The organism is Streptomyces sp. YGL11-2, assembly GCF_050054615.1.
GTDB lineage: Bacteria > Actinomycetota > Actinomycetes > Streptomycetales > Streptomycetaceae > Streptomyces.
Genome location: NZ_JBNHIN010000071.1, coordinates 1 through 25,839, shown reverse-complemented (window position 1 = coordinate 25,839; position 25,839 = coordinate 1). Strand labels below are relative to the sequence as shown.

The following is a 25,839-nucleotide window of genomic DNA, read 5'->3' as shown; positions in this document are numbered from 1 at the left end:
GCCCGGTGCCGGCCCGTCATGACGGGCCGGCGGCCGGCCCCCAGCAGCCCAGCCGCTCGGTCTCGTCGACCGACGTCTTGAACCGTTCGTCGAAGTCATCGCGGATGAGCGTCCGGACCACATAGTCCTGGACGCTCATTCCGCGTTTTGCGGCGTGCTGCCGAATGCGCTCCAGCAGCTCCCCGTCCACGCGCAGGCTGAGCACTCTCGATCCCATACGGACACGGTCCCCGCACCAGGCGGTCAGGTGTGTCCCTTTCCGCAGCGTCCTCACTCATATGGGTGATCCGGTGAGCGATCCGTCGTGGCCGTAAACCGGCGCTTTACTTAGAGAGGGTAATGAGTTATGCTAACGACCATGCCGGAACTGTCCAACGGCGACGACGCTGACGCCGTGAACGCACTGCGGTCCGCCGTCATGCGCCTGTCCCGCCGCCTGAAGCACCAGCGGGTCGACGAGTCGCTGAGCCCCACCGAGATGTCGGTGCTCGGCACCCTCGCCCGGTGCGGCCGGGCCACGCCCGGCGAACTGGCCCGCAAGGAGCATGTGCAGCCGCCGTCGATGACCCGCATCGTGGCGATGCTGGAGGCCAAGGGACTGGTCCGGCTCGAAGCACACCCCGACGACCGCCGCCAGAAGGTCGTCACCCAGACCGAACAGGCCGAGGCGATGCTCGAAGAGAGCCGCCGCAAGCGCAACGCCTGGCTCGCCGACCTGGCCTCCGGGCTGGACGCGGACGAGTGGGCGAAGGTGCGGGCCGCCGCGCCCGTACTGGAGAAACTCGCACAGTTGTAACGCACCAGGCCGAGGAGGCGAACCCACTTTGAGTACGGGATCCGGAGCACACTCCGCCCCCGCACCGAACTCCCACAACGACACGGTCACCGACGACGCGACCGCGACCACCCCGGGCCCCACCAAGGCCCCCGGTATCGCCGCAGGCCCCGCCGCCACACCGCGCAAGGGCACGTTCAGCTCGCTCCGCATACGCAACTACCGCCTCTTCGCCACCGGTCAGGTGGTCTCCAACACCGGCACGTGGATGCAGCGCATCGCCCAGGACTGGCTGGTGCTCAGCCTCACCGGCTCCTCCGGCGCCGTCGGCATCACCACCGCCCTCCAGTTCCTCCCGATGCTGCTCTTCGGCCTCTACGGCGGTGTCCTCACCGACCGCTTCGCCAAGCGCAAGCTGCTGTTCTTCACCCAGTCCGCGATGGGACTGACCGGCCTGGCCCTCGCCGTCCTCACGCTCAGCGGCCATGTGCAGGTCTGGCACGTCTACTTGGTGGCCTTCCTCCTCGGGCTGGTCACCGTCGTCGACAACCCGGCCCGGCAGGCGTTCGTCTCCGAGATGGTCGGCCAGGACGAACTGCGCAACGCCGTCAGCCTCAACTCCGCCAACTTCCAGTCCGCCCGGCTCATCGGGCCGGCCGTCGCCGGTGTGCTGATCACCGCCCTCGGCAGCGGCTGGGCCTTCCTCTTCAACGGCCTCTCCTTCATCGCGCCGATCACAGGGCTGCTGATGATGCGCACCGCCGAACTCCACAAGGTCGACCGGGTGCCGCGCAGCAAGGGGCAGTTGCGGGAGGGTCTGCGCTACGTCTCCGGCCGCCCCGAGCTGATCTGGCCGATCGTCCTGGTCGGCTTCATCGGGACCTTCGGCTTCAACTTCCCGATCTGGGTTACCGCGTTCGTCTACAAGGTCTTCCACGCCGGGGCCGGTACGTACGCCCTGTTCAACGTCGTGATGGCGGCCGGTTCGCTGATCGGCGCGCTGCTCGCCGCGCGGCGGGCGAATTCCCGGCTGCGGATGCTGGTCGGCGCGGCGCTGCTCTTCGGCCTGCTGGAGATCGCCGCCGCGCTGTCCCCGTCCTTCTGGATCTTCGCGGCGCTGCTCGCGCCCATCGGGCTGGTCGGCCTGACGATCAACGTCACCGCGAACTCCAGCGTCCAGATGGCCACCGACCCGGCGATGCGCGGCCGGGTGATGAGCCTGTTCATGATGGTCTTCATGGGCGGTACGCCGCTCGGCGCGCCGGTGGTCGGCTGGGTCACCGACGCCTACGGCCCCCGGATCGGCTTCCTCGCCGGCGGCGTGGTCTCCATGGCGGCCGCGGTGCTGGTCGGCCTGGCCCTCGCCAGGGTGGGCGGACTGCGGCTGCGGATAGACCTGCGGCGCGGGCACCGGCACGTGGCGTTCGTCCCGAGGGTCGGCCCGGGGGAGACGTCCTCGGAGAAGGAGCTGGCCGCCGCGGCCTGAGCGGCCGGTGACCGGTGGGGGGGCGGCGCGGAAACCGGCCGCGCCGCCGCCCCTGGGCAACACTGGCCCCATGAGACTCTTCGCCGCCGTACTGCCGCCCGCCCCCGCCCTCGATCAACTGGCCGCGGAAGTGGCCGTGTTGAAGCGGCTGCCGGACGCNAAACCCCCCCCCCCCCCCCCCCCTGGGCAACACTGGCCCCATGAGACTCTTCGCCGCCGTACTGCCGCCCGCCCCCGCCCTCGATCAACTGGCCGCGGAAGTGGCCGTGTTGAAGCGGCTGCCGGACGCCGACCGGCTGCGCTGGACCGGACGCGACGGCTGGCACTTCACCCTCGCCTTCTACGGCGAGGTGGCCGAGGACCTGCTCCCCGGCCTCCACGAGCGGCTGGCCCGCGCCGCCCACCGGCACGACCCCTACGGGCTGCGGATCGCCGGCGGCGGCCGGTTCGGCGACCGGGTGGTGTGGGCCGGGGCGGACGGCGACCGCCCCGCCATGCGCCACCTCGCGGACTCGGCCGCGGCGGCCGGCCGCCGGGCGGGCGTACGGATGGAGGAGCACCGCCCGTACACCCCGCACCTCACCCTCGCCCGCAACCGCACCGGCGGGCTGGACCTCGCCCCGTACGCCACCGCCCTCGCCGACTTCGCGAGCAGCCCCTGGACGGTCGCCGACGTCGCCCTGGTCCGCAGCCACCCGCCGGCCCCGGGGCCCGGCAACCAGCCCCGCTACGAGGCGGTGGCGTCCTGGCGGCTGGGCGGCTGAAGGCCGCCGTCGGCCGCCGGTTAGGCTCGACGGGTGGATCCCAAAACCCGTAACCGGATCATGTCCGGTCTGCTCGCCGTACTGCTCGTCGTCGTGGTCGTGGCGGCGGCGCTGCACTGACCTGCGCCGCGGACGCGCGACAGGCGTACGGCGGCCGGTGGGCACCGGCCGCCGGCCGCCCGCTCAGCGCATCCGCGGGGCGGCACCGCTCACCGGGCGCGTCACCAGGCGAACGCCTCCGGTGACGGGCCCGGCCCCGGGAAGATCTCGTCCAGGGAGGCCAGCAGCTCCTTGGGCAGGGTTAGCTCCAGTGCCCGCAGTGCGGAGGCCAGCTGGTCCGCGGTTCGCGGCCCGACGATCGGCCCGGTCACCCCGGGGCGGGTCAGCAGCCAGGCCAGCGCCACCTCGCCGGGCTCCAGCCCGTGCTTGTCGAGCAGGTCCTCGTACGCCTGGACCTGCGCCCGGGTCGCCGGGTCGGCGAGCATGTCCGCGGCCCGGCCACTGGCCGATCGGGCGCCGCCGCCCTCCCTCTCCTTGCGCAGCGCCCCGCCCAGCAGCCCGCCGTGCAGCGGCGACCACGGGATCACCCCCAGGCCGTAGCCTTGCGCCGCCGGGATGACCTCCATCTCGGCCCGCCGCTCCGCGAGGTTGTAGAGGCACTGCTCGCTGACCAGGCCGTACGAACCCCGGCGGGCGGCCGTCTCGTTGGCACGGGCGAGGTGCCAGCCCGCGTGGTTGGACGAGCCCGCGTAGAGGATCTTGCCCTGCTGGACGAGGACGTCGACGGCCTGCCAGATCTCGTCCCAGGGCGTGTTCCGGTCGACGTGGTGGAACTGGTAGAGGTCGATGTGGTCGGTGCCCAGGCGCTGGAGGCTGGCGTCCACCGCCCGCCGGATGTTGAGCGCCGAGAGCCGGTCGTGGTTGGGCCAGGCCGGCCCGCCGTCCGGGCCCATGTTGCCGTACACCTTCGTGGCCAGCACGGTCCGGTCCCGCCGCCCGCCGCCCTTGGCGAACCACGAGCCGATGATCTCCTCCGTGCGGCCCTTGTTCTCGCCCCAACCGTAGACGTTGGCGGTGTCGAGGAAATTGACGCCCGCGTCCAGGGCGGCGTCCATGATGCCGTGACTCTCGGCCTCGTCGGTCTGCGGGCCGAAGTTCATCGTCCCGAGGACGAGTCGGCTGACCTTGAGTCCGGTGCGTCCGAGCTGCGTGTACTCCATGGTCGACCAGCCAAGTCGCTGGAGTGCGCTCGAAGCAAGGACGCGGGAAGGGGAGTTGCGGACCGGACGGCCGGCCGCGCTATCCGGCGTACGGGCCGCCGACGCCCCACGCCTGGTGCATCGCGTCGGCGAACGCCCCCGCCAGCAGGTGCTCCCCGAACGCCGACGGATGCGTCCCGTCGTACGTGGCGCGGTCGATCTCCCAGCCGGCCGGCTCGGAGGCCAGCAGCAGCGGCGAGCCGGGCGCGGACAGATCGGCGACCGCCTTCGCCAGCAGCTCGTTGAAGCGGGCGCACTGCGCGCCGAAGCCCGGGTCCGCCATGGCCCGCACGTTCGGTATCACGGGCAGCAGCACCGCCCGTATGTGCGGCGCCGCCGCCCGCGCCCCGGCCACGAAACGCCGCACGTTCTCGGCGGTCTGCTCCGCGTTCGTGTAGAAGCCGAGGTCGATCAGGCCGAGCGAGACCAGCAGGGTGTCCGCGTCGTGCGCGCGCACCGCGTCGCCGATCAGCGGCGCCATGTGCAGCCAGCCCTCGCCCCACCCGGCGAGGTGCCGGCGGGCGTCCCGCGGGAAGTCCGGGTCGCCGTACGCGGACGAGGCGGGGGTGTCGGTGGCCGGGTCATGCAGTGTGTGGCGCGGCCCGACGATGCGGAACGGGGCGGGGCAGGACGTGTTCAGGTGCTGCCACATCCGGTAGCGCCACGTGAAATCGCCGGCGCTGCCGATCGTCATCGAGTCGCCGACGCACATGATCCTCATCCGGCCATGATGGCCGAGAACGCTACCGGCGGGTACGTGACGCTGGCCACGCCTCCTCCCCCTCGATCAGCCGCAGTTCGTAGTGGAGCGTCCGCTCCCGTTTCAGCCGGTGCACCAGCGGCACCAGCAGCCCGTGGGTCAGCGGGTACTTGCGCGTCAACGACCGCTCGGCGCGCCGGTATTCGCGGGTCCGCGGGTCGAGCAGCCGGGCCCGCGCCCGCAGCACCGGCCCGGTGGGCCGGCCGCGCCAGGTGGCGGTGCGGATCTCCACCTCGGGGAAGTTCCGCATCCGCTTGACCTTCCAGGCGCTGCCGAAGGTGCGGAAGTAGGCGTGGTCGCCGTCCACCGCGATGTTCACCGGCGTGCCGACACCGGTGCCGTCCCGCTTGTACGTCGTGAGCAGGATCGTCCCCTGCCGCTCGAAGGGGGCGAGGCCGGGGATGGGAGGAATCGTCATGCCCTCCATGGAGGCACAAACGTCCCGGTTCGTCACGCCGTGGTGCGTCCGTTCGGGTACGCCGCGCCGCCGGCCCGCACAACTACGGTGCCGGCGGCGGGGGTTGCCGGACCACGGCAACGGGCCCCGGCGGTCGTCCGCCGGGGCCCGTCGTCGATGCGGTGCGGTGCTGTTACAGCTGGCCGATCACGTAGTCGACGCAGGCCGTCAGGGCCTCGACGTCCGACGGGTCGATCGCCGGGAACATCGCGATGCGCAGCTGGTTGCGGCCGAGCTTGCGGTAGGGCTCGGTGTCGACGATGCCGTTGGCGCGCAGCGCCTTGGCGACCGCCGCGGCGTCGATGTCGTCGTTGAAGTCGATCGTGCCGATGACCTGCGAGCGCTTTGCCGGGTCGGTGACGAACGGGGTGGCGTACTTGGAGTCCTCGGCCCAGCTGTAGAGGGTGCGCGAGGAGGCGGCGGTGCGGCCGACCGCCCAGTCCAGGCCGCCCTGGCCGTTGATCCACTCCAGCTGCTCGTTGAGCAGGAAGAGGGTGGCCAGCGACGGGGTGTTGTACGTCTGGTTCTTGAGGGAGTTGTCGATCGCCGTGGGCAGCGAGAAGAACTCCGGGACGTGGCGGCCGGACGCGTGGACGGCGCGGGCGCGCTCCAGGGCGGCGGGGGAGAACACCCCGAGCCACAGGCCGCCGTCCGAGGCGAAGGACTTCTGCGGGGCGAAGTAGTAGACGTCGGTCTGGGCGATGTCGACGGGGAGGCCGCCGGCGCCGGAGGTGGCGTCGACCAGGACCAGGGCACCCTCGTCCGCGCCGGTCACCCGGCGGATGGGGGCGGCGACGCCGGTGGAGGTCTCGTTGTGGGTGAAGGCGTAGACGTCCACGCCCGCCTCGGCCCGCGGCTCCGGGTGGCTGCCCGGGTCGGCGGAGATGACGGTGGGCTCGGCAAGCCACGGCGCCAGCTTGGCGGCCTTGGCGAACTTCGAGGAGAACTCGCCGAAGGACAGGTGCTGCGACTTGTTCTCGATCAGGCCGTGCGTCGCGATGTCCCAGAACGCGGTGGAACCGCCGTTGCCGAGGACGACCTCGTAGCCCTCGGGCAGCTGGAAGAGGTCGCGCACGCCGTCGCGCACCTTGCCGACCAGGTTCTTGACCGGGGCCTGGCGGTGGGACGTGCCGAGAAGAGAGGAACCGGTGGCGGCGAGGGCGTCGAGCGCCTCCGTACGCACCTTGGAGGGGCCCGCGCCGAACCGTCCGTCGGCGGGCTTGATGTCAGCGGGGATCTGGATATCAGCCACGGAGGAAGCCTAAAGGGTCCGGCCGGGCCCGGAGGCCGCGTCCAGCGGATGAGATGACGGGCGGCCGGAGTGTGGACGGGCGGGAAAGGGGACGGGGCGGCGCTCACGGGGGCGGGGCGTCCGCCGCGTAGAGGGCGGTGAGGTCGGCCGCGGCGCGGGCCAGGACCCGGCGGGCCTCGGGCGGGTGCAGGACTTCGAGGGTGTCGCCGAACTGGAGCAGCTGGCGGACGGCGGGGAGCACCGGGTACGCCAGCTCGATGACGGCCCAGCCGTCCCCGTCCGGGGCGTCGGTGCGCGGCGGCCCGGTCAGCGCCCCGCCCAGGATTCGCACGGCCAGATCCAGCCGGTCCGGGCGGATCCGGGCGGTGACCCGGACGTCCGCCGGCCGCTCCTCCACCTCGCGGCGCAGCACCTGCCAGACGTCCGTGAGCTCCACGCCCGGCCGGCGCCGCACCGGGGCGTCGGTGAGGGCCGCCGACGCCACCCGGTCGGCCCGGAACAGCCGTGGCCGGCCGCGCCGGTCGGCGACCAGGTACCAGGTGCCGGCCTTGGCGACCAGGCCGTACGGGTCGACGGTGTAGGTGCGCAGCGCCGTCTCGCCGCCGTGCCGGTAGCGGATCCGCAGCCGCTGGTCGGTGAAGACGGCGGTGTGCAGCTCGTCCAGGTTGACGGCGGGGCGCGGCCCGCTCAGCCAGCGGTCCGGGTCCACCAGGATGCGACGGCCGGCGAGTTCGGCGGCCGGGCGGTGCGGGGCCGGCAGCGCCGCCATCACCTTGCGCAGCGCCGAGCTCAGCGCGCCGTCCAGGCCGAGGGCGGAGTGCGCGCCCTGCGCGGCCAGGATGAACAGCGCGCGGGCCTCGTCGGTGGTCATCCCCGTCACGTCCGTGCGGAAGCCGGGCAGCAGCGCGATCCCGCCGTGCCGCCCGCGCTCGGCGTAGACCGGCACACCGGCCGCCGACAGGGACTCGACGTCGCGGTAGACGGTCCGGGTGGAGACCTCCAGGCGCGTGGCGAGTTCGCCGGCCGGGACCCGGCCGCGGGTCTGGAGGAGCAGCAGGATCGAGAGCAGGCGGTCGGACTTCACTCCCGGTTTATAGCCGGGTCGCACCCCCGCTCGACAGCCGGGTTTCGCGGCCCGCGCCGCCCGCTTCCGGGGGCCGGTCCACAGCCGCTCGATTGCTGACGTCAGGTGCCGTCCATATATGACGGCAGGTGTCAGGTTATTGCTCCAGAGTGCGGCGCATGACGACCGAAGAGCTTCTCGCCCGGCCCCGCCCCGCCGCTGCCCCCGCCGCCACCGCCGCCGAGGCTCCCGCCCCGCTCGACCCCGACGCCCTGGCCGCCCTCGCAGCGCAGGTCGGGGGACCCGTCCTGGTCCCCGGCGACGCGGGCTACGACGCCGAACGCTCCGGGTTCCAGGCCGCGTACCGGCACCGGCCGGCGGTCGTCGTCGGGGCGGTGGACGCCGCGGACGTCGCGGCCGCGGTCGGCTTCGCCCGCGCGCAGGGGCTGCCGGTCGCAGTCCAGGCCACCGGGCACGGGCTGTCCGCCGCGACCGACGGCGGACTGCTGATCAGCACCCGGCGGATGGCCGGAGTGCGGGTGGACCCGGCGACGCGCACCGCGCGGGTCGAGGCGGGCGCCGTCTGGGGGCAGGTCATCGAGGCGGCGGCCCCCCACGGGCTCGCGCCGCTCAACGGCTCGTCTCCCGGGGTCGGGGTCGTCTCGTACACCCTCGGGGGCGGCGTCGGGGTGCTGGCCCGCACCTACGGGTACGCCGCCGACCAGGTGCGGGCCGTCGAGCTGGTCACCGCCGACGCGCGCCGGGTGCGGGTCACCGCCGACCACGAACCCGACCTCTTCCGGGGCCTGCTCGGCGGCGGCCACGGCCTGGGGGTGGTGACCGCGATGGAGTTCGGGCTGGTGCCGGTGGCGCGGCTCTACGGTGGCCAACTCGTTTTCGGCGGGGCGCAGATCGGGGACGCGCTGGAGGCGTATCTGCGCTGGACCGACACCGTCCCCGACGAGCTGACCTCGTCCCTCGCGCTCATCGTCTACCCCGACCTCCCGCAGCTGCCCGCGCCGCTCCGCGGGCGCCATCTCCTCCAGATCCGCATCGCGTACACGGGGAGCGCCGAGGAGGGCGAGCGGCTGGTGGCGCCGCTGCGCGCACTGGGCCCGGTGATCAGCGACGACCTGCGCGAGATGCCGTACGCCGAGTCGCACACCATCCACCGCGACCCGAGCGATCCGCACCCCTACAACGGCGACAACGCACTGCTCAGCGGCCTGGACGCGGCGGCGCTGCGCCGGGTGGCCGAACTGACCGGGCCGGCCGCGCCGGTGATGGTCGTGGTCCAGCTGAACCACCTGGGCGGTGCGCTGGCGACCGGGACTGGTGCGGTCGGCCATCGGGAGGCGCGGTTCGCGCTGCGGCTGCTGTCGCCGCTGGGCACCGCCGACCCGGAGGCGGACCTGGCGACCGTACGGGCGGTGCACGCCGAGGCGCTGGCGGCGGTCGCGCCCTGGCGGCTCGGCCGGAGCGTGAACTTCCTCTTCGGCGCGCAGCGGGACCGGGCGGATGCGGCGGACGTGGCGCGCAGCGCCCACGGTGCGGCGGACCGGGCGCGACTGGCCGCCCTCAAGGCCACCCACGACCCGGCGAACGTCTTCCGCTTCCACCCGTACGGGGCGTGAACTCCCCTACGCCGGCTGCCCGTACGCCGACGGCCCGCATGCCCGCCGCGGGGGCGTCCTCCGCCCGAACGGCCGGCCCGTACCGACCGCCCCCGCACGGCTAGCTGAAGACGGCCGCGAGGACGAGCAGCGCCACGAGGATGGCGAGCGTCTCCCATCGGGCCGCGCGGCGCAGCGTGTCCAGCGACGACGGACTGCCGGACGACCGGTGCGGCTGCCAGGGGGAGCCATCGTCCGACGGGTGGTGAGAGGCGTGGTGGGCCGTGTGGTGGGACGTGCCACCGGATGTGTCGTCGCTCATGTGTTCCATGCTAGGTGGCGACACTGTTATCCACAGCCCTTGATCGACCCCCGCCCCTTCCGGGCACCCTGGAGTCATGGCTGATCGCACGGAGACGGACAAGCGGAACGGCGACGGATCGGGTACGAGCGGATCGGGCACGGCCGCCCGGGCGGCCCTGGCACGCGAACTGGCCGCGGCGGTACGGGGCGAGGTCTCGGCCACCGCCGCCGACCGGGCGCTGATGACGATGGACGCGTCCAACTACCGGCGGGTCCCGGACGCGGTGGTCGCGCCCCGGGACGCCGAGGACGTCGCGGCGGCGCTGCGGGTGTGCCGGGAGCGCGGCGTCCCCGTGGTGCCGCGCGGCGGCGGCACCAGCATCGCCGGGCAGGCGACCGGCACCGGCGTGGTCCTCGACTTCACCCGCCATCTGCACCGGATCGTGTCGCTGGACCCCGAAGCCCGTACGGCCGTCGTCCAGCCGGGCGTCATTCTGGACGACCTGCGGGCCGCCGCCGCCCCGCACGGCCTCACCTTCGGGCCCGACCCCTCCACCCACAGCCGCTGCACCCTGGGCGGCATGATCGGCAACAACTCCTGCGGATCGCACTCGGTGGCCTGGGGCACCACCGCCGACAACGTCCGCGAACTGGAGCTGCTGACCTACGGCGGCGAAGCGGTACGGGCCGGCCGCGGCACGGACCCTGCGGGTCGCCCCACCGGACTGCCGCCCCGCCTGCGGGACGGCGTAAGAGCCCTGGTGGACGGGGAGTTGGCGCTGCTGCGGACCGGCTACCCCACCGGCCTCCCGCGCCGGATCTCCGGATACGCGCTCGACGCCCTGCTCCCGGAGAACGGCACCGACCTGGCCCGTGCCCTCACCGGCAGCGAGGGCACCCTCGGGGTCGTCACGGAGGCCACCGTACGGCTCGTCGACACCCCGGCGGCGCGGGTGGTCGCCGTGCTCGCCTACCCCGACGAGAGCGCCGCCGCCGAGGCCGCGCACACCCTGCTCCCGCACGAACCGCTGACCGTCGAGGGCATGGCCGCCGACCTGGTCGGCGACGCCACCGGGCTGCCGAAGGGCGGCGCCTGGCTGTTCGTGGAGATGGGCGGGGAGAGCCGGGCCGAGGCGACCGCACGGGCCGAGGGGCTGTGCCGGGCGGCTGCCGCGGACGGCGCCACCGGCCGTACGGTGGTCGTCGACCCGGCCGGACAGCGCGCGCTGTGGCGCATCCGCGAGGACGCCTCGGGCACCGCGACCCGCCTCCGGGACGGCAGGGAAGCCTGGCCCGGCTGGGAGGACTGCGCCGTACCGCCCGCCCGACTCGGCCCGTATCTGCGGGACTTCCGCGCCCTGCTCACCCAGCACGGGCTGCGCGGCACTCCCTACGGCCACTTCGGCGACGGCTGCATCCACGTCCGCATCGACTTCGACCTGCTGACCGCCCCCGGCATCCGCCGCTTCCGCGAATTCTCCTACGACCTCGGCGCGTTGGTGGTCGCCCACGGCGGCTCGCTCTCCGGCGAACACGGTGACGGGCAGGCCCGCGCCGAACTCCTCCCCAAGATGTACGGCGACGAACTGGTCGGCCTCTTCGGCCGGTTCAAGGACCTGTGGGACCCTGCCGCCGGCCTCAACCCCGGCATGCTGGTACGCCCCGCCCGGCTCGACGAGAACCTCCGCTTCGCCGTGCTCCCCCGGCGCCCCGTCCCGGTCGAGTTCGGCTATCCGCACGACAACGGTGACTTCTCCGCCGCCGTACGCCGCTGCGTGGGCGTCGCCAAGTGCCGGACGAGCGCGGTCGCTCCGGGCTCCGCCGACGTGATGTGCCCCTCCTTCCGCGCCACCGGCGAGGAGCAGCACTCGACCCGCGGGCGGGCCCGGCTGCTGCACGAGATGCTGGCCGGCGAGGTCGTCACGGACGGCTGGCGCTCCCCGGAAGTACGCGACGCGCTCGACCTCTGCCTGTCCTGCAAGGGCTGCCGCAGCGACTGCCCCGTGGGCGTCGACATGGCCACCTACAAGGCCGAGTTCCTGCACCACCACTACGCGGGCCGGATCCGCCCCGCCGCCCACTACGCGCTGGGCCGCCTGCCGCAGTGGCTGCGCGCCGCCGCCCCCGCCGCACCGCTCCTCAACGCCCTCGCCCGCACGCCGCTGGCCGCCGTCGCCCAGCGCATCGCCGGGATCGCCCCCGAGCGGACGATCCCGGCCCTGGCCACCGAAACGTTCAGCCGGTGGTGGTGGAACCGGCTCAAGGCGGGGCAGGCAGGGCAAGGAGGCGGCGGCCACGCCGCCGACCGCACCGTCCTCCTCTGGCCCGACACCTTCACCAACTACCTCTCCCCGCAGGTCGGCCGCGCCGCCGTACGCGTCCTGGAGGACGCCGGTCTGCGCCCACTGCTCCCGCCCGCCACCCCCGTCCGCCCCGCGGGCCACGCCCTCCCCCTCTCCCGGCTGCGCCGCCCCGCCCTGTGCTGCGGCCTGACCTACGTCTCCACCGGCCAGCTCGACCGGGCGCGGGCCGTCATGCGCCGCACCGTCGACGTCCTCGAACCGCTGCTGCAGGGCGGCCTCCCGCTCGTCGTCCTCGAACCGAGCTGCGCCGCCGCCCTCCGTACGGACCTGCCGGAGCTGCTCGCCGGCGACGATGACCCGCGGGCCGCCCGGCTCGCCGCCTCCGTCCGGACCTTCGCCGAGGTCCTGGAGGAACGGGCCCCCGACTGGACCCCGCCCCGCCTCGACCGCCCGGTCGCCGGCCAGACCCACTGCCACCAGCACGCCGTCCTGGGCGACGCCGCCGACCGAAGGCTGCGGGAACGGGCCGGGCTGAGCGGCGAGTTGAGCGGCGGCTGCTGCGGCCTGGCCGGCAACTTCGGCTTCGAGCGCGGGCATTACGACGTGTCCGTGACCTGCGCCGAGGAACAGCTCCTGCCCGCGGTGCGAGGCGCCGCCGCGGACGCGGAGATCCTCGCGGACGGCTTCTCCTGCCGCACCCAGCTCGACCAGCTCGGGGCGCGGCGGGGACGTCATCTGGCGGAGGTGCTGGCGGAGGGGTTGGGGCCTGGTGGGGTGGAGGGGCGGGGGGATGCTGGTCGCGATGTGCCCTAGGGGGCGTCGGCGCGGCGGCCCATCACCTCGTGGGCCAGGGCCACCAGGTCCGGGATACGCGGGTGTCCCGGGCCGTCGCGCCAGGCGATCACGACCGGGACGGGTGGGGCGTCGGTCAGCGGGACGTACGCCATCGACGGATGCGGGTGCATCTCGGCGGTGGCCGACGTGGTGACGCCGATGGCACGGCCGCCCGTGATGGCGGCGAGCCAGTCGTCCGTGTTGCCGATGGTGATCGTCGCGGCGGGGCGGGCGGTGGCGGGCCACAGGTCGAGGGTGGTGATCCCGGAGACCGTGTTGAGGGCGAGGGTGCGGTCGGCGAGATCGGAGAGGGAGAGGGCAGGGCGGCGGGCCAGCGAGTCGTCGGCGGGGAGGCCGGCCACGCGGGGCTCCGTCGTCAGCTGCTCGGTGATCAGCCCGGGGGCGCGGACCTCGCCGCGCAGCAGGGCCGCGTCCACGTCGCCGCGGGCGAGGCCGGCCGTGCGGTCGTCGATGCGGAGGAGTTCGAGGGGGGTGCCCGGGTGCTTCTCGTGCCAGCGGCGGAGCAGCGCAGTGGTGTCCGTACCGGCCGCGGACCAGGCGTGGCCCAGGCGCAGCGGCCAGCCGGTACGGCGGGCGTGGCCGAGGGCCCGGTCGAAGGCGGTGACCGCGATGGCGGCCTGGTCGCGGAAGGCGAGGCCGTCCGGGGTGAGGGCGAGGTGGTGGGTGGAGCGGTCGACGAGGCGCACGCCGAGGTCCTGCTCCAGCTGCCGGAGCGTACGGGAGACGGCGGGCTGGGTCAGGTGCAGGCGTTCGGCGGCGCGGGTCACGCTGAGGGTGTCGGCGATGGCGAGAAAGCAGCGGAGATGACGCAGCTCGATGCTCATGTGTGCGGAGCATAACAACGGGGAAAATGGCATTTCACATGCCGGAAGGCGGGCCTTAGCGTGGGGGTGTGAACGCATCGCCCGCCGGTTCCGACGGCTCCTTCCCGGCCACGTCCGTCTCTTCTGCGCCCGACCCTTCCGCCGCGTCGGTGGGTTCCTCCGGTTCCGCCGGCGCGATAGCCGAGGGTGCGATACCGCAGCCGGTGCCGGCCTCGCCTGAGGTGCTGACCGCCGAGGTGGAGGCCGGGGCCGCGGGGCCCGCGGGGGCGCGTGCCCGGCTCGGGTCGGTGGCGCTGGTGATCGGCGGGATCGTCACGCTGCAGTTCGGGTCGTCGGTGGCGGTGCTGCTGTTCCCGCGGGTCGGTGCGCTGGGCGTCGTCACGCTGCGGCTGGTCGTGGCTTCGTTGGTGCTGCTGATCGCCTGCCGGCCGAAGGTCCGCGGCTACACGCGCGGCGACTGGGCCACGGTGCTCGCCTTTGGCGTCGCCCTCGTCGGCATGAACTCGCTCTTCTACCAGGCCATTGACCGCATCCCCCTGGGCGCGGCGGTCACGCTGGAGTTCCTCGGTCCGCTGATCCTGTCGGTCGCCACGTCGCGGCGGCTGCTGAGCGTGCTGTGGGCTGCGCTGGCGCTGGGCGGCGTCGTGCTGCTGGGGCGTGCCGGATTCGATGGGCTGAATCCGCTCGGGGCCGGGTGTGCGCTGGCGGCGGGCGGGCTCTGGGCCGCGTACATCCTGCTGTCGGCCCGTACTGGACAGCGGTTCCCGCAGGCGGACGGGCTGGCGCTGGCCATGACGGTCGCGGCGCTGCTCAGTCTGCCGCTCGGGGCCTTCAGCGCGGGGTCGGCGCTGCTCGACCCGGTCACGCTGGGGCTGGGGGCGGCGGTGGCGCTGATGTCCTCGGTGATGCCGTACACGCTGGAGCTGCTGGCCCTGCGCAAGCTGCCCGCCTCCGGCTTCGCGGTCATGATGAGCCTGGAGCCGGCCGCGGCGGCCACCGCCGGATTCCTGGTGCTGCACCAGTCGTTGGGGTGGGTGGAGTTGGTCGCCATCGGGTTGGTGGTGGTGGCGAGTGCGGGTGCGGTGCTGAGCGGGTCTCGGCGGCGCTGAGGGCCTGTGTGTGGGGGCTGGCGTGGCCTCGGTGGGGGCTGGCGTGGCCTCGGGTTCTGCCCGGTGGGTGGGGGCCGGAGGGCTGCACCGGAGTTCTCCCCCAGCCTTCGGTCGGGAGGTGCCCCCACGCTGCGGGCGCATCTGGTGTGTAGATGACGCATACCCCGGCGTTCGCTCCAGGTCCTGCGGGCGCACTCCGGTACATCCCTCCGGCCCTGCGCCGTCGCCGACCGCACCCCGGTGGGGCCGTCCCACCGGGGTGCGAGCGTGTTCGGCCGCGGTTAGACCTTCTGCAGGTCCTGCTTCAGCGTGGCCAGGTCGATGCCGTTGACCGTGCCCTTCTCCTCGTACTCCTCCGACAGCACGGCCCATGCCTCGTCGGAGTACGTGGACCACCAGTCCCAGGCGATCGGCTGGACCGCGCCCCAAGTGATCGCGTAGAGGTAGTCCGCGTCGTAGCCGAGCAACGGGATCGCGTGCCCGCCCTCGATCGGCTGCTCCTGCCAGCCGGGATCCAGCGTCCACGGCTTGCCGTCGCGGAACTGCTGCTGGGCGTTGGCCGGTACCTGGATGCCGGCGTAGACGGCGCCGAAGAGCGCGATGGTCTGCCGGATCGCGTTCAGGTCGTGGACGTTCACCGGGGCGTACGCCACCACGCGGTTGCCCCACAGGCCACCGTTCTGCCAGGTCTTGAGCACATTGGACTCGACCAGTCCGGTGTCCTGCCCGCCGGACAGCTGCAGATACTCCTGGACGACCTGCTGCTCGGTCGGGACCGTCAGGTCCTCGGTGGTCTGGGCGTTCCAGGACTGGATCGCGTGCGCGGCGGCGGCCATGGTGCAGTCGCCGTACTGGTCGTTGCCGTCCATCGGCCAGGTACTGACGTTTTTCTCCCAGTAGACGGTCGGCGGCGGGGCAGCCAGCGGAACCGTCTGGTATTCCGTGAAATCCCTTATTTCGACGGGGAATTGGGGACCGAGTTTTCCGAACTTTCCTGTGGCCCGAGCCATGTTTTTCTCCAACCGCTCGTGTGCTTGAGGCGGTGCGTCCCTCGTGAGCCCTCGGGTGGCAGGTTTCGGCAGCAGTCCAGCAGGTGCAGGAAGCCGCCCGTGCCAGGCGGCGAGAAACGGTAACCGCGGGCTAGGCTCCTGTAGTTAGTCACCATTCTCCCGTCTGCCACCCCGCCCGCAACTGGGGCACTGGCACGGTGGATAGCGGCCCGGAGCGTCGTCGGTGATCTGCCAGGGGTCGTCGCTTCGTACGACGACCTGGCGGATCGGGATACGGTCACCGACCGCCGAAACCCGGTACACCGAGAGTGTCATCCGGCGGGGACTGATCTTCACGGCTTCCGACCCCGCGTTTCCGTCCGTTCCCGAATCCATGCGGCGAGTCGGAATGCTTCGGTTGCGGATACTCCGCCGAGCTGGACGTGGGCCCGGTCCGTTACGGGAAAGTCGCCTCGGAGGGAGGGGAATGTGAACCCTACGGAGGCGAGCGCTGCCGCCAACTCCTGTGCGGCGACTCGACCTTGGGCCAATGGACTGTCCCCGGATGAGGGCTTTTTCTGATTCATGGCCCCTATGGTCGGCGTCCGTGCCTAGCCTGCACAGTAATGGCGCGCATACGGACGGTGTTCGTAGCTGTACCTGAGGAGGCATGGTGAATACAGACGGTGGTGGGGAGCGGGCGTCGGTGGCGCTGCGTGTGTTCGGTGGGCAGCTGAAGCTCTTCAGGGAGCTGGCCGAACTGAGTCGGGAAGAACTGGGGAGGCGGCTTGGGTACGCGTCACACACGATCAAGTCGTACGAGTTGGCCCAGCGCATCCCGGACCCTGCGACGGTGGAACGGGCGGATGAGCTGCTGGGGGCGAATGGCGTGCTGCGGGCGGCGATTCCGCTGCTGGAGGAAGCGCGGTATCCGCCGTTCTTCCGCGACTTGGCGAAGCTGGAACGGAACTGCGTGGGTCGTTGCTCGTACGAGACGCTCGTCGTGCCGGGGCTGCTGCAGACGAAGGACTATGCGCGTGCGGTGATCGAATCGCATGTCCCTGCCCACAGTGATGGTGAGACGGAACGTCTGGTTTCCGGCAGGCTCGAACGGCAGGGGCTGCTCACCCGTGAGGACCGGCCGCCGTTGCATTTCATCGTCGAGCAGTGCGCGCTGGAGCGTCCGATCGGCGGCCGGAAAGTTCACCGGGAGCAGATGGCGACGGTCTTGGAGCGGCTACAGCTGCGCAACGTCTCTCTCCAGGTCATGCCGACAGACGCTGCGGAACACCCCTGCATCGACGGTCCATTGGTCTTGGTGGAGATGCCCGAGCTGCGCATGCTGGGCTATGTGGAGGGGCACGCGAGGAGCCAGCTCGTCTCTGACCGAAAGGAGGTCGGAGACCTGGTGAGGCGCTATGGAATGATCCGTACGCAGGCCCTGTCCACCGGGGAATCCATCAAATTCATCGAGAAGTTGGCGGGGTAGGCATGAGTAGCGAACTGACCTGGCGAAAGTCGAGCTACAGCGGCTCGGCCGGCGGTGAATGTGTCGAGGTTGCGGTCGGTCCCGGCACCGCTCACGTGCATATACGCGACTCGAAGCGCACGGCGGGCCCGCGCCTTTCCGTGCTGCCCGCCACCTGGTCCGCCTTCCTCCGCCACGCCGCCTCGGCGGAGTGAGGAACCCCCGCCCGGGCGGGGAAGCTGAACCGGGCGGGGGAGTTCAACGGGGGCTCCGGTGACGGAGGTTCACGCTGTGCAACGGCTGGGCCAACCGGATGACACGGTGATCTCTGGCAAAAAATCATGCATGCGTGCTTGATTGTTTCTGGGCGCGCTGCCACCCTCGGAACCCGCACCGCAGCACTCAACGCGCCCTTCCCTCAGGGGACATGGGCTATGGCGTCGACGAGGAGAGCGCAGGATGGCCGATCCGCGGGAGGTTCGGGAGGTCCTTGAGGACCTGCGGGCCGAGGGTGAGGAGCTGGACGGGCTGGTGGCGGGACTCCCGGAAGAGGAGTGGGGGAGGGCGACGCCGGCCGCCGGGTGGACCATCGCGCACCAGATCGCGCACCTTGCCTGGACGGATGAGCGGGCGGTGCAGTCCGCCGTGGATCCGGACGGGTTCGCGGCGGAGGTGCGGACGGCGCTTGCCTCGCCGGAGACCTTCGTGGACGAGGGGGCGGAGCGTGGGGCCCGGTTGGCTCCTGCCGAGTTGCTGGCCCGGTGGCGGGCGGGGCGCGCGGAGTTGCGGCGGGTGCTGGCCGCGCAGCCGGCGGGCGCCAAACTCCCTTGGTACGGGCCGCCGATGAGCGTGGCGTCGGTCGCCACGGGCCGATTGATGGAGACCTGGGCGCACGGGCAGGACGTGGCGGATGCGCTGGGGGTGCGGCGGGTGCCGACGGCGCGGCTGCGGCATGTGGCGCGGATCGGGGTGCGGGCCCGGGACTACGCGTATGCGGTGCGCGGGCTGACGCCGCCGGGGGAGGAGTTCCGGGTGGAGTTGGCCGCCCCTGATGGGGAGGTGTGGACGTTCGGGCCTCAGGGCGCGGCGCAGCGGGTGACGGGGACGGCGCTGGACTTCTGCCTGCTGGTGACGCAGCGGGTACACCGGGACGATGTCTCCGTCGTGGCGACGGGGGCGGATGCGGACCGGTGGTTGGACATCGCGCAGTCCTTCGCCGGGCCGGCGGGGCCGGGGCGGGCGCCGGGCGGGGTGCGGCGATGACGGAGCCGGGGGTGGCGGAGCCGCTGCGGATCGGGAACGCGTCCGGGTTCTACGGCGACCGGTTCGATGCCGTACGGGAGATGCTGACCGGTGGGCCGCTGGACGTGCTGACCGGGGACTATCTCGCCGAGCTGACGATGCTGATCCTCGGCCGGGACCGGCTGAAGGATCCGCGCCTGGGGTACGCCAAGACCTTTCTGCGGCAGTTGGAGGAGGGGCTCGGGCTCGCCGTCGAGCGGGGTGTGAAGATCGTTGCGAACGCGGGTGGGCTGAACCCGGCCGGACTTGCCGATGCCGTACGGGAGTTGGGGGAGCGGGTCGGGGTTCCGGTGCGGGTCGCGCATGTCGAGGGCGATGACGTGGCGGGCCGGGGGTGGGGCGAGGGGGTGCTCACCGCCAACGCGTACCTGGGCGGGGCGGGGATCGCGGAGTGTCTGCGGGCCGGTGCGGAGGTGGTGGTGACCGGGCGGGTGACGGACGCGGCGCTGGTCACCGGGCCGGCCGCGGCGCACTTCGGCTGGGCGCCGGACGACTACGACCGGCTGGCGGGCGCGGTCGTCGCGGGGCATGTGCTGGAGTGCGGGACGCAGGCGACGGGCGGGAACTACGCGTTCTTCGGGGAGCACGATGTGCGGCGGCCCGGGTTTCCGCTGGCCGAGATCTACGCGGACGGCAGCGCCGTGATCACCAAGCATCCGGGGACCGGGGGCGCGGTCACCGTCGGTACCGTCACCGCCCAGCTGTTGTACGAGACCGGCGGGCCGCGCTACTTGGGGCCCGATGTGACGGCGCGGCTGGACAGCGTGCGGCTGACGCAGGACGGTCCGGACCGGGTGCGGATCGGTGGCGTGCGGGGCGAGGCGCCGCCCTCGACGCTGAAGGTCGGGCTGACCCGTATGGGCGGCTGGCGCAACGAGGTCGTGTTCGTGCTCACCGGGCTCGACATCGACGCCAAGGCGGCACTGGTGCGCGGGCAGTTCGAGGATGCGCTGGAGCGGGCCGGGCGCCGTCCGGCGCAGGTGCGGTGGACGCTCGCGCGGACGGATCACGCCGACGCGGGCGTCCAGGAGGAAGCGAGCGCGCTGCTGCGGCTCGTCGTACGGGATCCGGATCCCGAGGCCGTCGGCCGGGCGGTCAGCGGCGCGGCGGTGGAACTGGCGCTGGCCAGCTGTCCCGGGTTCCATGTGACGGCGCCGCCCGGCAGGGGCTCGCCGTACGGGGTGTTCGCGGCGGAGTACGTCGCGGCGGCGGAGGTGCCGCAGGTGGCGGTGCTGCCGGACGGGCGGCGGGTGGAGATTCCGGCGGCCGAGGTGATCGTTGCGGACGGTTCACCCCTCGTGGGGGAGCTGCCCGTGCCGCTGGCTCCCGGGCCCACCCGGCGGGCTCCTCTGGGGGCGGTGGCGGGGGCCCGGAGCGGCGACAAGGGCGGCTCGGCGAATGTGGGGGTGTGGGTCCGTTCGGACGCCGCCTGGCGGTGGCTGGCGCATGAGCTGACCGTGGAGCGGGTCCGGCAACTGCTCCCAGAGACAGCCGAGTTGGTCGTTGAACGGCATGTGCTGGGGAATCTGCGGGCGCTGAATTTCACGGTGCAGGGGCTGCTGGGGGAGGGCGTCGCCTCGCAGGCGCGGTTCGATCCGCAGGCCAAGGCGCTGGGGGAGTGGCTGCGCTCCCGCCATCTGGAGATACCGGAGGTTTTGCTGTGAGCGTCCTCGGGAGTGCGCTGGATACGGCCGGCGCCGAGTACGTCGAGCGGCGTGCGGCGATGCTGGAGAAGCTGGGGGAGGTGGCGGCCGAGCACGCCAAGGCGGTCGCGGGGGGCGGGCAGAAGTACGTCGACCGGCACCGCGGGCGGGGGAAGTTGCTCGCCCGGGAGCGGATCGAGCTGCTGCTGGACCCCGATACGCCGTTTCTGGAGCTGTCGCCGCTGGCGGGCTGGGGGAGCGCGTACACGGTGGGCGCTTCGCTGGTCACCGGGATCGGGGTGGTCGAGGGCGTGGAGTGCCTGATCACTGCCAACGACCCGACCGTACGCGGTGGGGCGAGCAATCCGTGGACGCTGAAGAAGGCCCTGCGGGCGAACGAGATCGCGTTCGCCAATCGGCTGCCGGTGGTCAGTCTGGTGGAATCGGGCGGTGCCGATCTGCCGAGCCAGAAGGAGATCTTCATTCCGGGCGGGGCGCTGTTCAAGGACCTGACGCGGCTGTCGGCGGCGGGGATTCCGACGGTGGCCGTGGTGTTCGGGAATTCCACGGCCGGTGGTGCCTATGTGCCGGGGATGTCGGACCACGTGATCATGGTGAAGGAGCGGGCCAAGGTCTTTCTCGGCGGGCCGCCGCTGGTGAAGATGGCGACCGGGGAGGAGAGTGACGACGAGTCGCTGGGCGGCGCCGAGATGCACGCCCGGACCTCCGGGCTCGCGGACTACTTCGCGGTGGACGAGCCGGACGCGCTGCGGCAGGCGCGGCGGGTGGTGGCGCGGCTCAACTGGCGCAAGGCGCACGGCGATCCGGGGCCGGCGGCGCCGCCGCAACACGACGAGGAGGAGCTGCTGGGGATCGTCCCCGGCGACCTCAAGGCGCCGTTCGATCCGCGTGAGGTCATCGCCCGGATCGTGGACGGGTCGGATTTCGACGAGTTCAAACCGCTGTACGGGGCCAGTCTGGCGACCGGTTGGGCGGAGTTGCACGGCTATCCGGTCGGGATCCTCGCCAACGCGCAGGGGGTGCTTTTCAGCGCGGAGTCCCAAAAGGCCGCGCAGTTCATCCAGTTGGCGAACCAGCGGGATATTCCGCTGCTGTTCCTGCACAACACCACGGGCTATATGGTCGGCAGGGAGTACGAGCAGGGCGGGATCATCAAACACGGCGCGATGATGATCAATGCGGTGTCGAATTCGCGGGTGCCGCATCTGTCCGTGCTGATGGGTGCCTCGTACGGGGCCGGGCACTACGGGATGTGCGGGCGGGCGTACGACCCCCGGTTCCTGTTCGCCTGGCCGAGCGCCAAATCCGCCGTGATGGGGCCGCAGCAGCTGGCCGGGGTGCTGTCCATCGTGGCGCGCGCCTCGGCGGCGGCGAAGGGGCAGCCGTACGACGACCAGGCGGACGCGGGGCTGCGCGCCATGGTGGAGCAGCAGATCGAGTCCGAGTCGCTGCCGATGTTCCTGTCCGGGCGGCTGTACGACGACGGTGTCATCGACCCGCGCGACACCCGTACCGTCCTCGGCCTGTGTCTGTCTGCCCTCCACACCGCGCCGGTCGAGGGCGCGCGGGGCGGCTTCGGCGTCTTCCGGATGTGAGGTTCCGATGAGAGTGGTCGATTCTGCGGTGGAGGGGCGCACGGTGATCCGTTCGGTGCTGGTGGCCAACCGGGGGGAGATCGCCCGCCGGGTTTTCCGTACCTGCCGCGACCTGGGCATCGCGACCGTCGCGGTGCACTCCGACGCGGACGCGGACGCCCCGCACGTGCGGGAGGCGGACACGGCGGTGCGGCTTTGGGGCGATGCGCCGGCCGACACGTATCTGCGCGGCGATCTGATCGTGAAGGCGGCGCTGGCGGCCGGGGCGGACGCCGTCCACCCGGGGTACGGGTTCCTGTCCGAGAGCGAGGAGTTCGCCGCCGCGGTGGCGGACGCGGGCCTGTGCTGGATCGGGCCGCCGCCCGCCGCCATCGCGGCGATGGCCTCCAAGACCCGTGCCAAGGAGCTGATGGCGGCGGCCGGGGTGCCGCTGCTCGCCGCCGTCGACCCGTTCGCCGCCACCGCCGACGAGCTGCCGCTGCTGGTGAAGGCGGCGGCCGGGGGCGGTGGGCGCGGGATGCGGATCGTGCGGGAACTGGGCGTCCTGGAAGGGGAGTTGGCGTCGGCGCGGGCGGAGGCCGCGGCGGCCTTCGGGGACGGGGAGGTCTTCGTCGAGCCGTATGTGGAGGGCGGGCGGCACGTCGAGGTGCAGGTCCTCGCCGATGCGCACGGCGCGGTCTGGACGCTCGGCACCCGCGACTGCTCGCTCCAGCGGCGCCACCAGAAGGTCATCGAGGAGGCCCCGGCCCCCGGACTGCCCGACGCGCTGCGCGACACCCTGCACCGGGCCGCCGCCCAGGCAGCGCGCGCCATCGGCTACCGGGGCGCGGGAACCGTCGAGTTCCTGGTCTCGGCCGACGGGCGCGCGTACTTCCTGGAGATGAACACCCGGCTCCAGGTGGAGCACCCGGTCACCGAGGAGATCTACCGGATCGACCTGGTGGCCCTCCAGCTGAGCATCGCGGAGGGCCGGCCGCTGCCCGCCGAACTTCCCGAGCCGCACGGGCACGCCGTGGAGGCGCGGCTCTACGCGGAGGACCCGGCGGCCGGCTGGCAGCCGCAGACCGGGACCGTGCACCGGCTGGCGCTGCCGGACGGCGTGCGGCTGGACTCCGGCGTCACCGACGGGGACACCGTCACCGTCCACTACGACCCGATGCTGGCCAAGGTGATCTCCTGGGCGCCGACCCGCCAGGAGGCCGTACGGAAGCTGGCGGGCGCCCTGGAACGGGCCCGCATCCACGGGCCGGTCACCAACCGGGACCTGCTGGTGCGGACGCTGCGGCACCCGGAGTTCGCCGGCGCCACCGGACTGGACACCGGCTTCTACGACCGCCACCTCGCCGCCCTCACCGCGCCCGAACCGGCCGGCGACGCGGTGTACGCGCTGGCCGCGGCCCTCGCCGACGCGCACGGCCGCTCCCGCTTCGGGGGCTTCCGCAACGTCCCGTCCGGCCCGCAGGTCAAGACCTATGCACGGGCCGGCAAGGAGTACGCGGTCCGCTACCGGCTCGGGCGCGACGGCCTGGACGCCGAGGACTTCCCCGGTGTCCGGCTCCGCTCCCTCGGGCCGGACGCGGTGGTGCTCGAAGTCGACGGCCTGCGGCGGCGGTTCACGGTCGCCCGCTACGGCGACCGGGTCCATGTCGACGCGCCGTCCGGCGCCCGTGCCTTCACCGCGCTGCCCCGCTTCCCCGACCCCGCCGCCCGTACGGAGCCCGGTTCGCTGCTCGCCCCGATGCCCGGCACCGTCGTACGGATCGCGGACGGCCTCGCCGAGGGGGACCGGGTCGCGGCCGGCCAGCCGCTGCTGTGGCTGGAGGCCATGAAGATGGAGCACAAGATCACCGCGCCCGCGGCCGGCACCCTCACGTCCCTGCCCGCCCGTACGGGGCAGCAGGTCGAGGTCGGTGCGCTGCTCGCCGTCGTCACCGACTGAGGCGGCCGCCGTACCCGCACGTCCCTCACCCACCGCCACAAGGAGCCGGCATGAGCAACGTCCCGAGCAAGGCCGCGAGCAACCCTGTGATCGAGTCCGAGGAACACCGCGCGCTGCGCGCCGCCGTGGCGGCGCTCGGCAAACGCTACGGCCGGGAGTACTTCGCCCGGGTCGTCGCCGACGGCAAGCACCCCGACGAACTCTGGGCCGAGGCGGCCAAGTCGGGCTACCTCGGCGTCAACCTGCCCGAGGAGTACGGCGGCGGAGGCGGCGGCATCGTCGAACTCTCCCTCGTGCTGGAGGAGCTGGGGGCGGCCGGCTGCCCGCTGCTGATGCTGGTGGTCTCCCCGGCGATCTGCGGCACGGTCATCGCCCGGTTCGGCACCGAGGAGCAGAAGCGCAGCTGGCTGCCGGGGCTGGCCGACGGCAGCCGCACGATGGCCTTCGGCATCACCGAACCGGACGCCGGGTCCAACTCGCACCGGATCACCACCACCGCCCGCAGGGACGGCGGAGACTGGGTGCTCAACGGGCGGAAGGTCTTCATCTCCGGCGTCGACATTGCCGACGCGACGCTGATCGTCGGCCGCACCGAGGACGCCCGGACCGGGAAGCTCAAGCCCTGCCTGTTCATCGTTCCGCGCGACACCCCCGGCTTCGGGCGCAGCCCGATACCGATGGAACTGGCCGCCCCGGAGAAGCAGTTCGAGCTGACCCTCGACGAGGTGCGGCTGCCCGCCGGCGCCCTGGTCGGCGACGAGGACGCCGGGCTGCTCCAGCTGTTCGCCGGCCTCAACCCCGAGCGCATCATGACCGCCGCGTTCGCCCTCGGGATGGGCCGCTACGCCCTCGGCCGGGCCGTCGACTACGCCCGCACCCGCCAGGTCTGGAAGGAGCCCATCGGCGCCCACCAGGCCCTCGCGCACCCGCTCGCCCAGTCCCACATCGAACTGGAGCTGGCCGGGCTGATGATGCGGAAGGCGGCGCTCCTGTACGACGCGGGCGACGACCTGGCCGCCGGCGAGGCCGCCAACATGGCCAAGTACGCGGCGGCCGAGGCCGCGGTCCACGCCGTCGACCAGGCCGTGCACACCCTGGGCGGCAACGGTCTGACCCGCGAATACGGGCTCGCGTCGCTGATCACCGCCGCCAGGGTGGCCCGGATCGCCCCGGTCAGCCGCGAGATGATCCTCAACTTCGTCTCGCACCAGTCGCTGGGGCTGCCCAAGTCGTACTGAGACCGGACCGCGTCCGCCCGGACCCACCGAAGGAAAGGCCCCGGCATGGATTCCCACGTGTACCGCAGCGCATACGCCGATGTCGCTCCCGTGGAGCTGCCCATCCACGAGGCTGTCCTCGGGCGGGCGGCGGAGTACGGAGAGCGGCCCGCACTGATCGACGGCGTCGACGGCAGCACCGTCAGCTACGCCCAACTCGACCGGCGCAGCCGCCGGATCGCGGCCGGCCTCGCCGCGTCCGGGCTCCGCAAGGGCGACGTGCTGGCCCTGCACAGCCCCAACTCCGTGGCCTTTCCCGCCGTCTTCTACGCCGCCTCGCGGTGCGGGGCGGCGGTCACCACCGTCCACCCGCTGGCCACGGAGGAGGAGTTCGCCCGACAGTTACGGGATTCCGGCGCCCGCCGGATCGTGACCGTGGCGGCGCTGCTGGAGACCGCGCGCGGCGCCGCCCGGAAGGCCGGGGGCATCGCCGACATCCTCGTCTGCGACCGGGCCGAGGGCCATCGCTCGATCGGCGACCTGCTCGCCGCGGACGCCCCCGAGCCCCCGGCGGCCCTCGACCTGGACGCCACCACGGACCTCGCCGCACTCCCGTACTCCTCCGGCACCACCGGCACCCCCAAGGGCGTGATGCTCACCCACCGCAGCATCGCCACCAACCTGGCCCAGCTCGCCCCGCTGATGTCCAACGGACCCGGCGACCGGATCCTGGCCGTGCTGCCCTTCTTCCACATCTACGGCTCTAAAGGGGCACAACGCATCAGGGGCTCGACATGCGCCTCTGACCAGGAACGACGCCGCCCCGGTACCCAACCAGGTAC

23 protein-coding genes are annotated in these 25,839 nt (G+C 72.7%); 14 read left to right on the top strand and 9 right to left on the bottom strand.

Annotation, left to right across the window (positions count from 1 at the left end):
* Positions 1–16: 16 nt before the first annotated feature.
* Positions 17–217: a ribbon-helix-helix protein, CopG family gene (locus ACO1BR_RS39675; RefSeq protein ID WP_159508534.1), complete on the bottom strand. Its 201-nt coding sequence runs from the start codon at positions 215–217 to the stop codon at positions 17–19.
* A gap of 141 nt (positions 218–358) precedes the next feature.
* Between ACO1BR_RS39675 and ACO1BR_RS39670 the strand changes: the two genes are divergently transcribed.
* The 3 genes from ACO1BR_RS39670 to thpR all read left to right on the top strand — a co-directional run bounded on the left by ACO1BR_RS39670 (position 359) and on the right by thpR (position 3,025).
* Positions 359–796, top strand: a complete 438-nt coding sequence (locus ACO1BR_RS39670; protein WP_426799966.1) for a MarR family winged helix-turn-helix transcriptional regulator — start codon at positions 359–361, stop codon at positions 794–796.
* Positions 797–824: 28 nt separating this feature from the next.
* Positions 825–2,261, top strand: a complete 1,437-nt coding sequence (locus ACO1BR_RS39665; protein ID WP_426799965.1) for an MFS transporter — start codon at positions 825–827, stop codon at positions 2,259–2,261.
* 200 nt (positions 2,262–2,461) lie between these two features.
* Positions 2,462–3,025, top strand: coding sequence for an RNA 2',3'-cyclic phosphodiesterase (thpR, locus tag ACO1BR_RS39660; RefSeq protein WP_426799964.1), 564 nt, complete (start codon positions 2,462–2,464; stop codon positions 3,023–3,025).
* A gap of 221 nt (positions 3,026–3,246) precedes the next feature.
* Here the strand turns inward: thpR and ACO1BR_RS39655 are convergent, their stop codons facing one another.
* The 5 genes from ACO1BR_RS39655 to ACO1BR_RS39635 all read right to left on the bottom strand — a co-directional run bounded on the left by ACO1BR_RS39655 (position 3,247) and on the right by ACO1BR_RS39635 (position 7,837).
* Complete coding sequence (locus tag ACO1BR_RS39655; RefSeq protein ID WP_426799963.1) at positions 3,247–4,245, bottom strand: aldo/keto reductase; 999 nt, start codon at positions 4,243–4,245, stop codon at positions 3,247–3,249.
* Positions 4,246–4,324: 79 nt separating this feature from the next.
* Positions 4,325–5,005 (bottom strand): GDSL-type esterase/lipase family protein, encoded by a 681-nt coding sequence (locus tag ACO1BR_RS39650; RefSeq protein WP_426799962.1) that lies wholly within the window; start codon positions 5,003–5,005, stop codon positions 4,325–4,327.
* Between the two features lie 22 nt (positions 5,006–5,027).
* Positions 5,028–5,462: a PPOX class F420-dependent oxidoreductase gene (locus tag ACO1BR_RS39645; RefSeq protein ID WP_426799961.1), complete on the bottom strand. Its 435-nt coding sequence runs from the start codon at positions 5,460–5,462 to the stop codon at positions 5,028–5,030.
* A 172-nt stretch (positions 5,463–5,634) separates the two neighbouring features.
* Positions 5,635–6,753, bottom strand: coding sequence for a phosphoserine transaminase (gene serC / locus ACO1BR_RS39640; RefSeq protein WP_426799960.1), 1,119 nt, complete (start codon positions 6,751–6,753; stop codon positions 5,635–5,637).
* A 103-nt stretch (positions 6,754–6,856) separates the two neighbouring features.
* Positions 6,857–7,837, bottom strand: coding sequence for a helix-turn-helix transcriptional regulator (locus ACO1BR_RS39635; RefSeq protein ID WP_426799959.1), 981 nt, complete (start codon positions 7,835–7,837; stop codon positions 6,857–6,859).
* A 158-nt stretch (positions 7,838–7,995) separates the two neighbouring features.
* On the opposite strand from ACO1BR_RS39635, the gene ACO1BR_RS39630 reads away from it, so the two are divergent.
* Complete coding sequence (locus ACO1BR_RS39630; protein ID WP_426799958.1) at positions 7,996–9,450, top strand: FAD-binding oxidoreductase; 1,455 nt, start codon at positions 7,996–7,998, stop codon at positions 9,448–9,450.
* Positions 9,451–9,550: 100 nt separating this feature from the next.
* Here the strand turns inward: ACO1BR_RS39630 and ACO1BR_RS39625 are convergent, their stop codons facing one another.
* On the bottom strand, positions 9,551–9,751 hold the full coding sequence (locus tag ACO1BR_RS39625; protein WP_426799957.1) for a hypothetical protein: 201 nt from the start codon (positions 9,749–9,751) through the stop codon (positions 9,551–9,553).
* Positions 9,752–9,827: 76 nt separating this feature from the next.
* Here ACO1BR_RS39625 and ACO1BR_RS39620 point away from each other — a divergent pair, with 76 nt between their 5' ends.
* The gene (locus ACO1BR_RS39620) at positions 9,828–12,848 is read left to right on the top strand and encodes an FAD-binding and (Fe-S)-binding domain-containing protein (RefSeq protein WP_426799956.1); all 3,021 of its coding nucleotides are present in this window, start codon (positions 9,828–9,830) and stop codon (positions 12,846–12,848) included.
* Here the strand turns inward: ACO1BR_RS39620 and ACO1BR_RS39615 are convergent.
* The gene (locus ACO1BR_RS39615; protein ID WP_426799955.1) at positions 12,845–13,714 is read right to left on the bottom strand and encodes a LysR family transcriptional regulator; all 870 of its coding nucleotides are present in this window, start codon (positions 13,712–13,714) and stop codon (positions 12,845–12,847) included. The two genes, ACO1BR_RS39620 and ACO1BR_RS39615, sit on opposite strands and share 4 nt — an antisense overlap.
* Before the next feature lie 176 nt (positions 13,715–13,890).
* Here ACO1BR_RS39615 and ACO1BR_RS39610 point away from each other — a divergent pair, with 176 nt between their 5' ends.
* The gene (locus ACO1BR_RS39610) at positions 13,891–14,823 is read left to right on the top strand and encodes an EamA family transporter (protein ID WP_426799973.1); all 933 of its coding nucleotides are present in this window, start codon (positions 13,891–13,893) and stop codon (positions 14,821–14,823) included.
* Between the two features lie 281 nt (positions 14,824–15,104).
* On the opposite strand, the gene ACO1BR_RS39605 is transcribed toward ACO1BR_RS39610, so the two are convergent.
* Complete coding sequence (locus ACO1BR_RS39605; protein ID WP_426799954.1) at positions 15,105–15,833, bottom strand: hypothetical protein; 729 nt, start codon at positions 15,831–15,833, stop codon at positions 15,105–15,107.
* Between the two features lie 649 nt (positions 15,834–16,482).
* Between ACO1BR_RS39605 and ACO1BR_RS39600 the strand changes: the two genes are divergently transcribed.
* From ACO1BR_RS39600 to ACO1BR_RS39565, 8 genes are all read left to right on the top strand, one after another.
* A complete protein-coding gene (locus ACO1BR_RS39600) occupies positions 16,483–17,301 on the top strand; it encodes a helix-turn-helix domain-containing protein (protein ID WP_426799953.1) in 819 nt (272 codons plus the stop codon).
* A 2-nt stretch (positions 17,302–17,303) separates the two neighbouring features.
* Complete coding sequence (locus ACO1BR_RS39595) at positions 17,304–17,495, top strand: DUF397 domain-containing protein (RefSeq protein WP_426799952.1); 192 nt, start codon at positions 17,304–17,306, stop codon at positions 17,493–17,495.
* Positions 17,496–17,739: 244 nt separating this feature from the next.
* Positions 17,740–18,543 carry a TIGR03084 family metal-binding protein gene (locus ACO1BR_RS39590; RefSeq protein WP_426799951.1) on the top strand — a complete coding sequence of 268 codons (804 nt, stop codon included), beginning with the start codon at positions 17,740–17,742 and terminating at the stop codon, positions 18,541–18,543.
* Positions 18,540–20,246, top strand: a complete 1,707-nt coding sequence (locus tag ACO1BR_RS39585) for an acyclic terpene utilization AtuA family protein (protein ID WP_426799950.1) — start codon at positions 18,540–18,542, stop codon at positions 20,244–20,246. The genes ACO1BR_RS39590 and ACO1BR_RS39585 overlap by 4 nt, the downstream gene beginning before the upstream one ends.
* A complete protein-coding gene (locus ACO1BR_RS39580) occupies positions 20,243–21,841 on the top strand; it encodes an acyl-CoA carboxylase subunit beta (RefSeq protein WP_426799949.1) in 1,599 nt (532 codons plus the stop codon). The genes ACO1BR_RS39585 and ACO1BR_RS39580 overlap by 4 nt, the downstream gene beginning before the upstream one ends.
* 43 nt (positions 21,842–21,884) lie before the next feature.
* Positions 21,885–23,780, top strand: coding sequence for a biotin carboxylase N-terminal domain-containing protein (locus ACO1BR_RS39575; protein WP_426799972.1), 1,896 nt, complete (start codon positions 21,885–21,887; stop codon positions 23,778–23,780).
* A gap of 50 nt (positions 23,781–23,830) precedes the next feature.
* Positions 23,831–25,018, top strand: coding sequence for an acyl-CoA dehydrogenase family protein (locus ACO1BR_RS39570; protein WP_426799948.1), 1,188 nt, complete (start codon positions 23,831–23,833; stop codon positions 25,016–25,018).
* A gap of 57 nt (positions 25,019–25,075) precedes the next feature.
* Positions 25,076–25,839 (top strand): AMP-binding protein (locus ACO1BR_RS39565; RefSeq protein WP_426799971.1); only part of this gene is annotated, 764 nt, incomplete at its 3' end.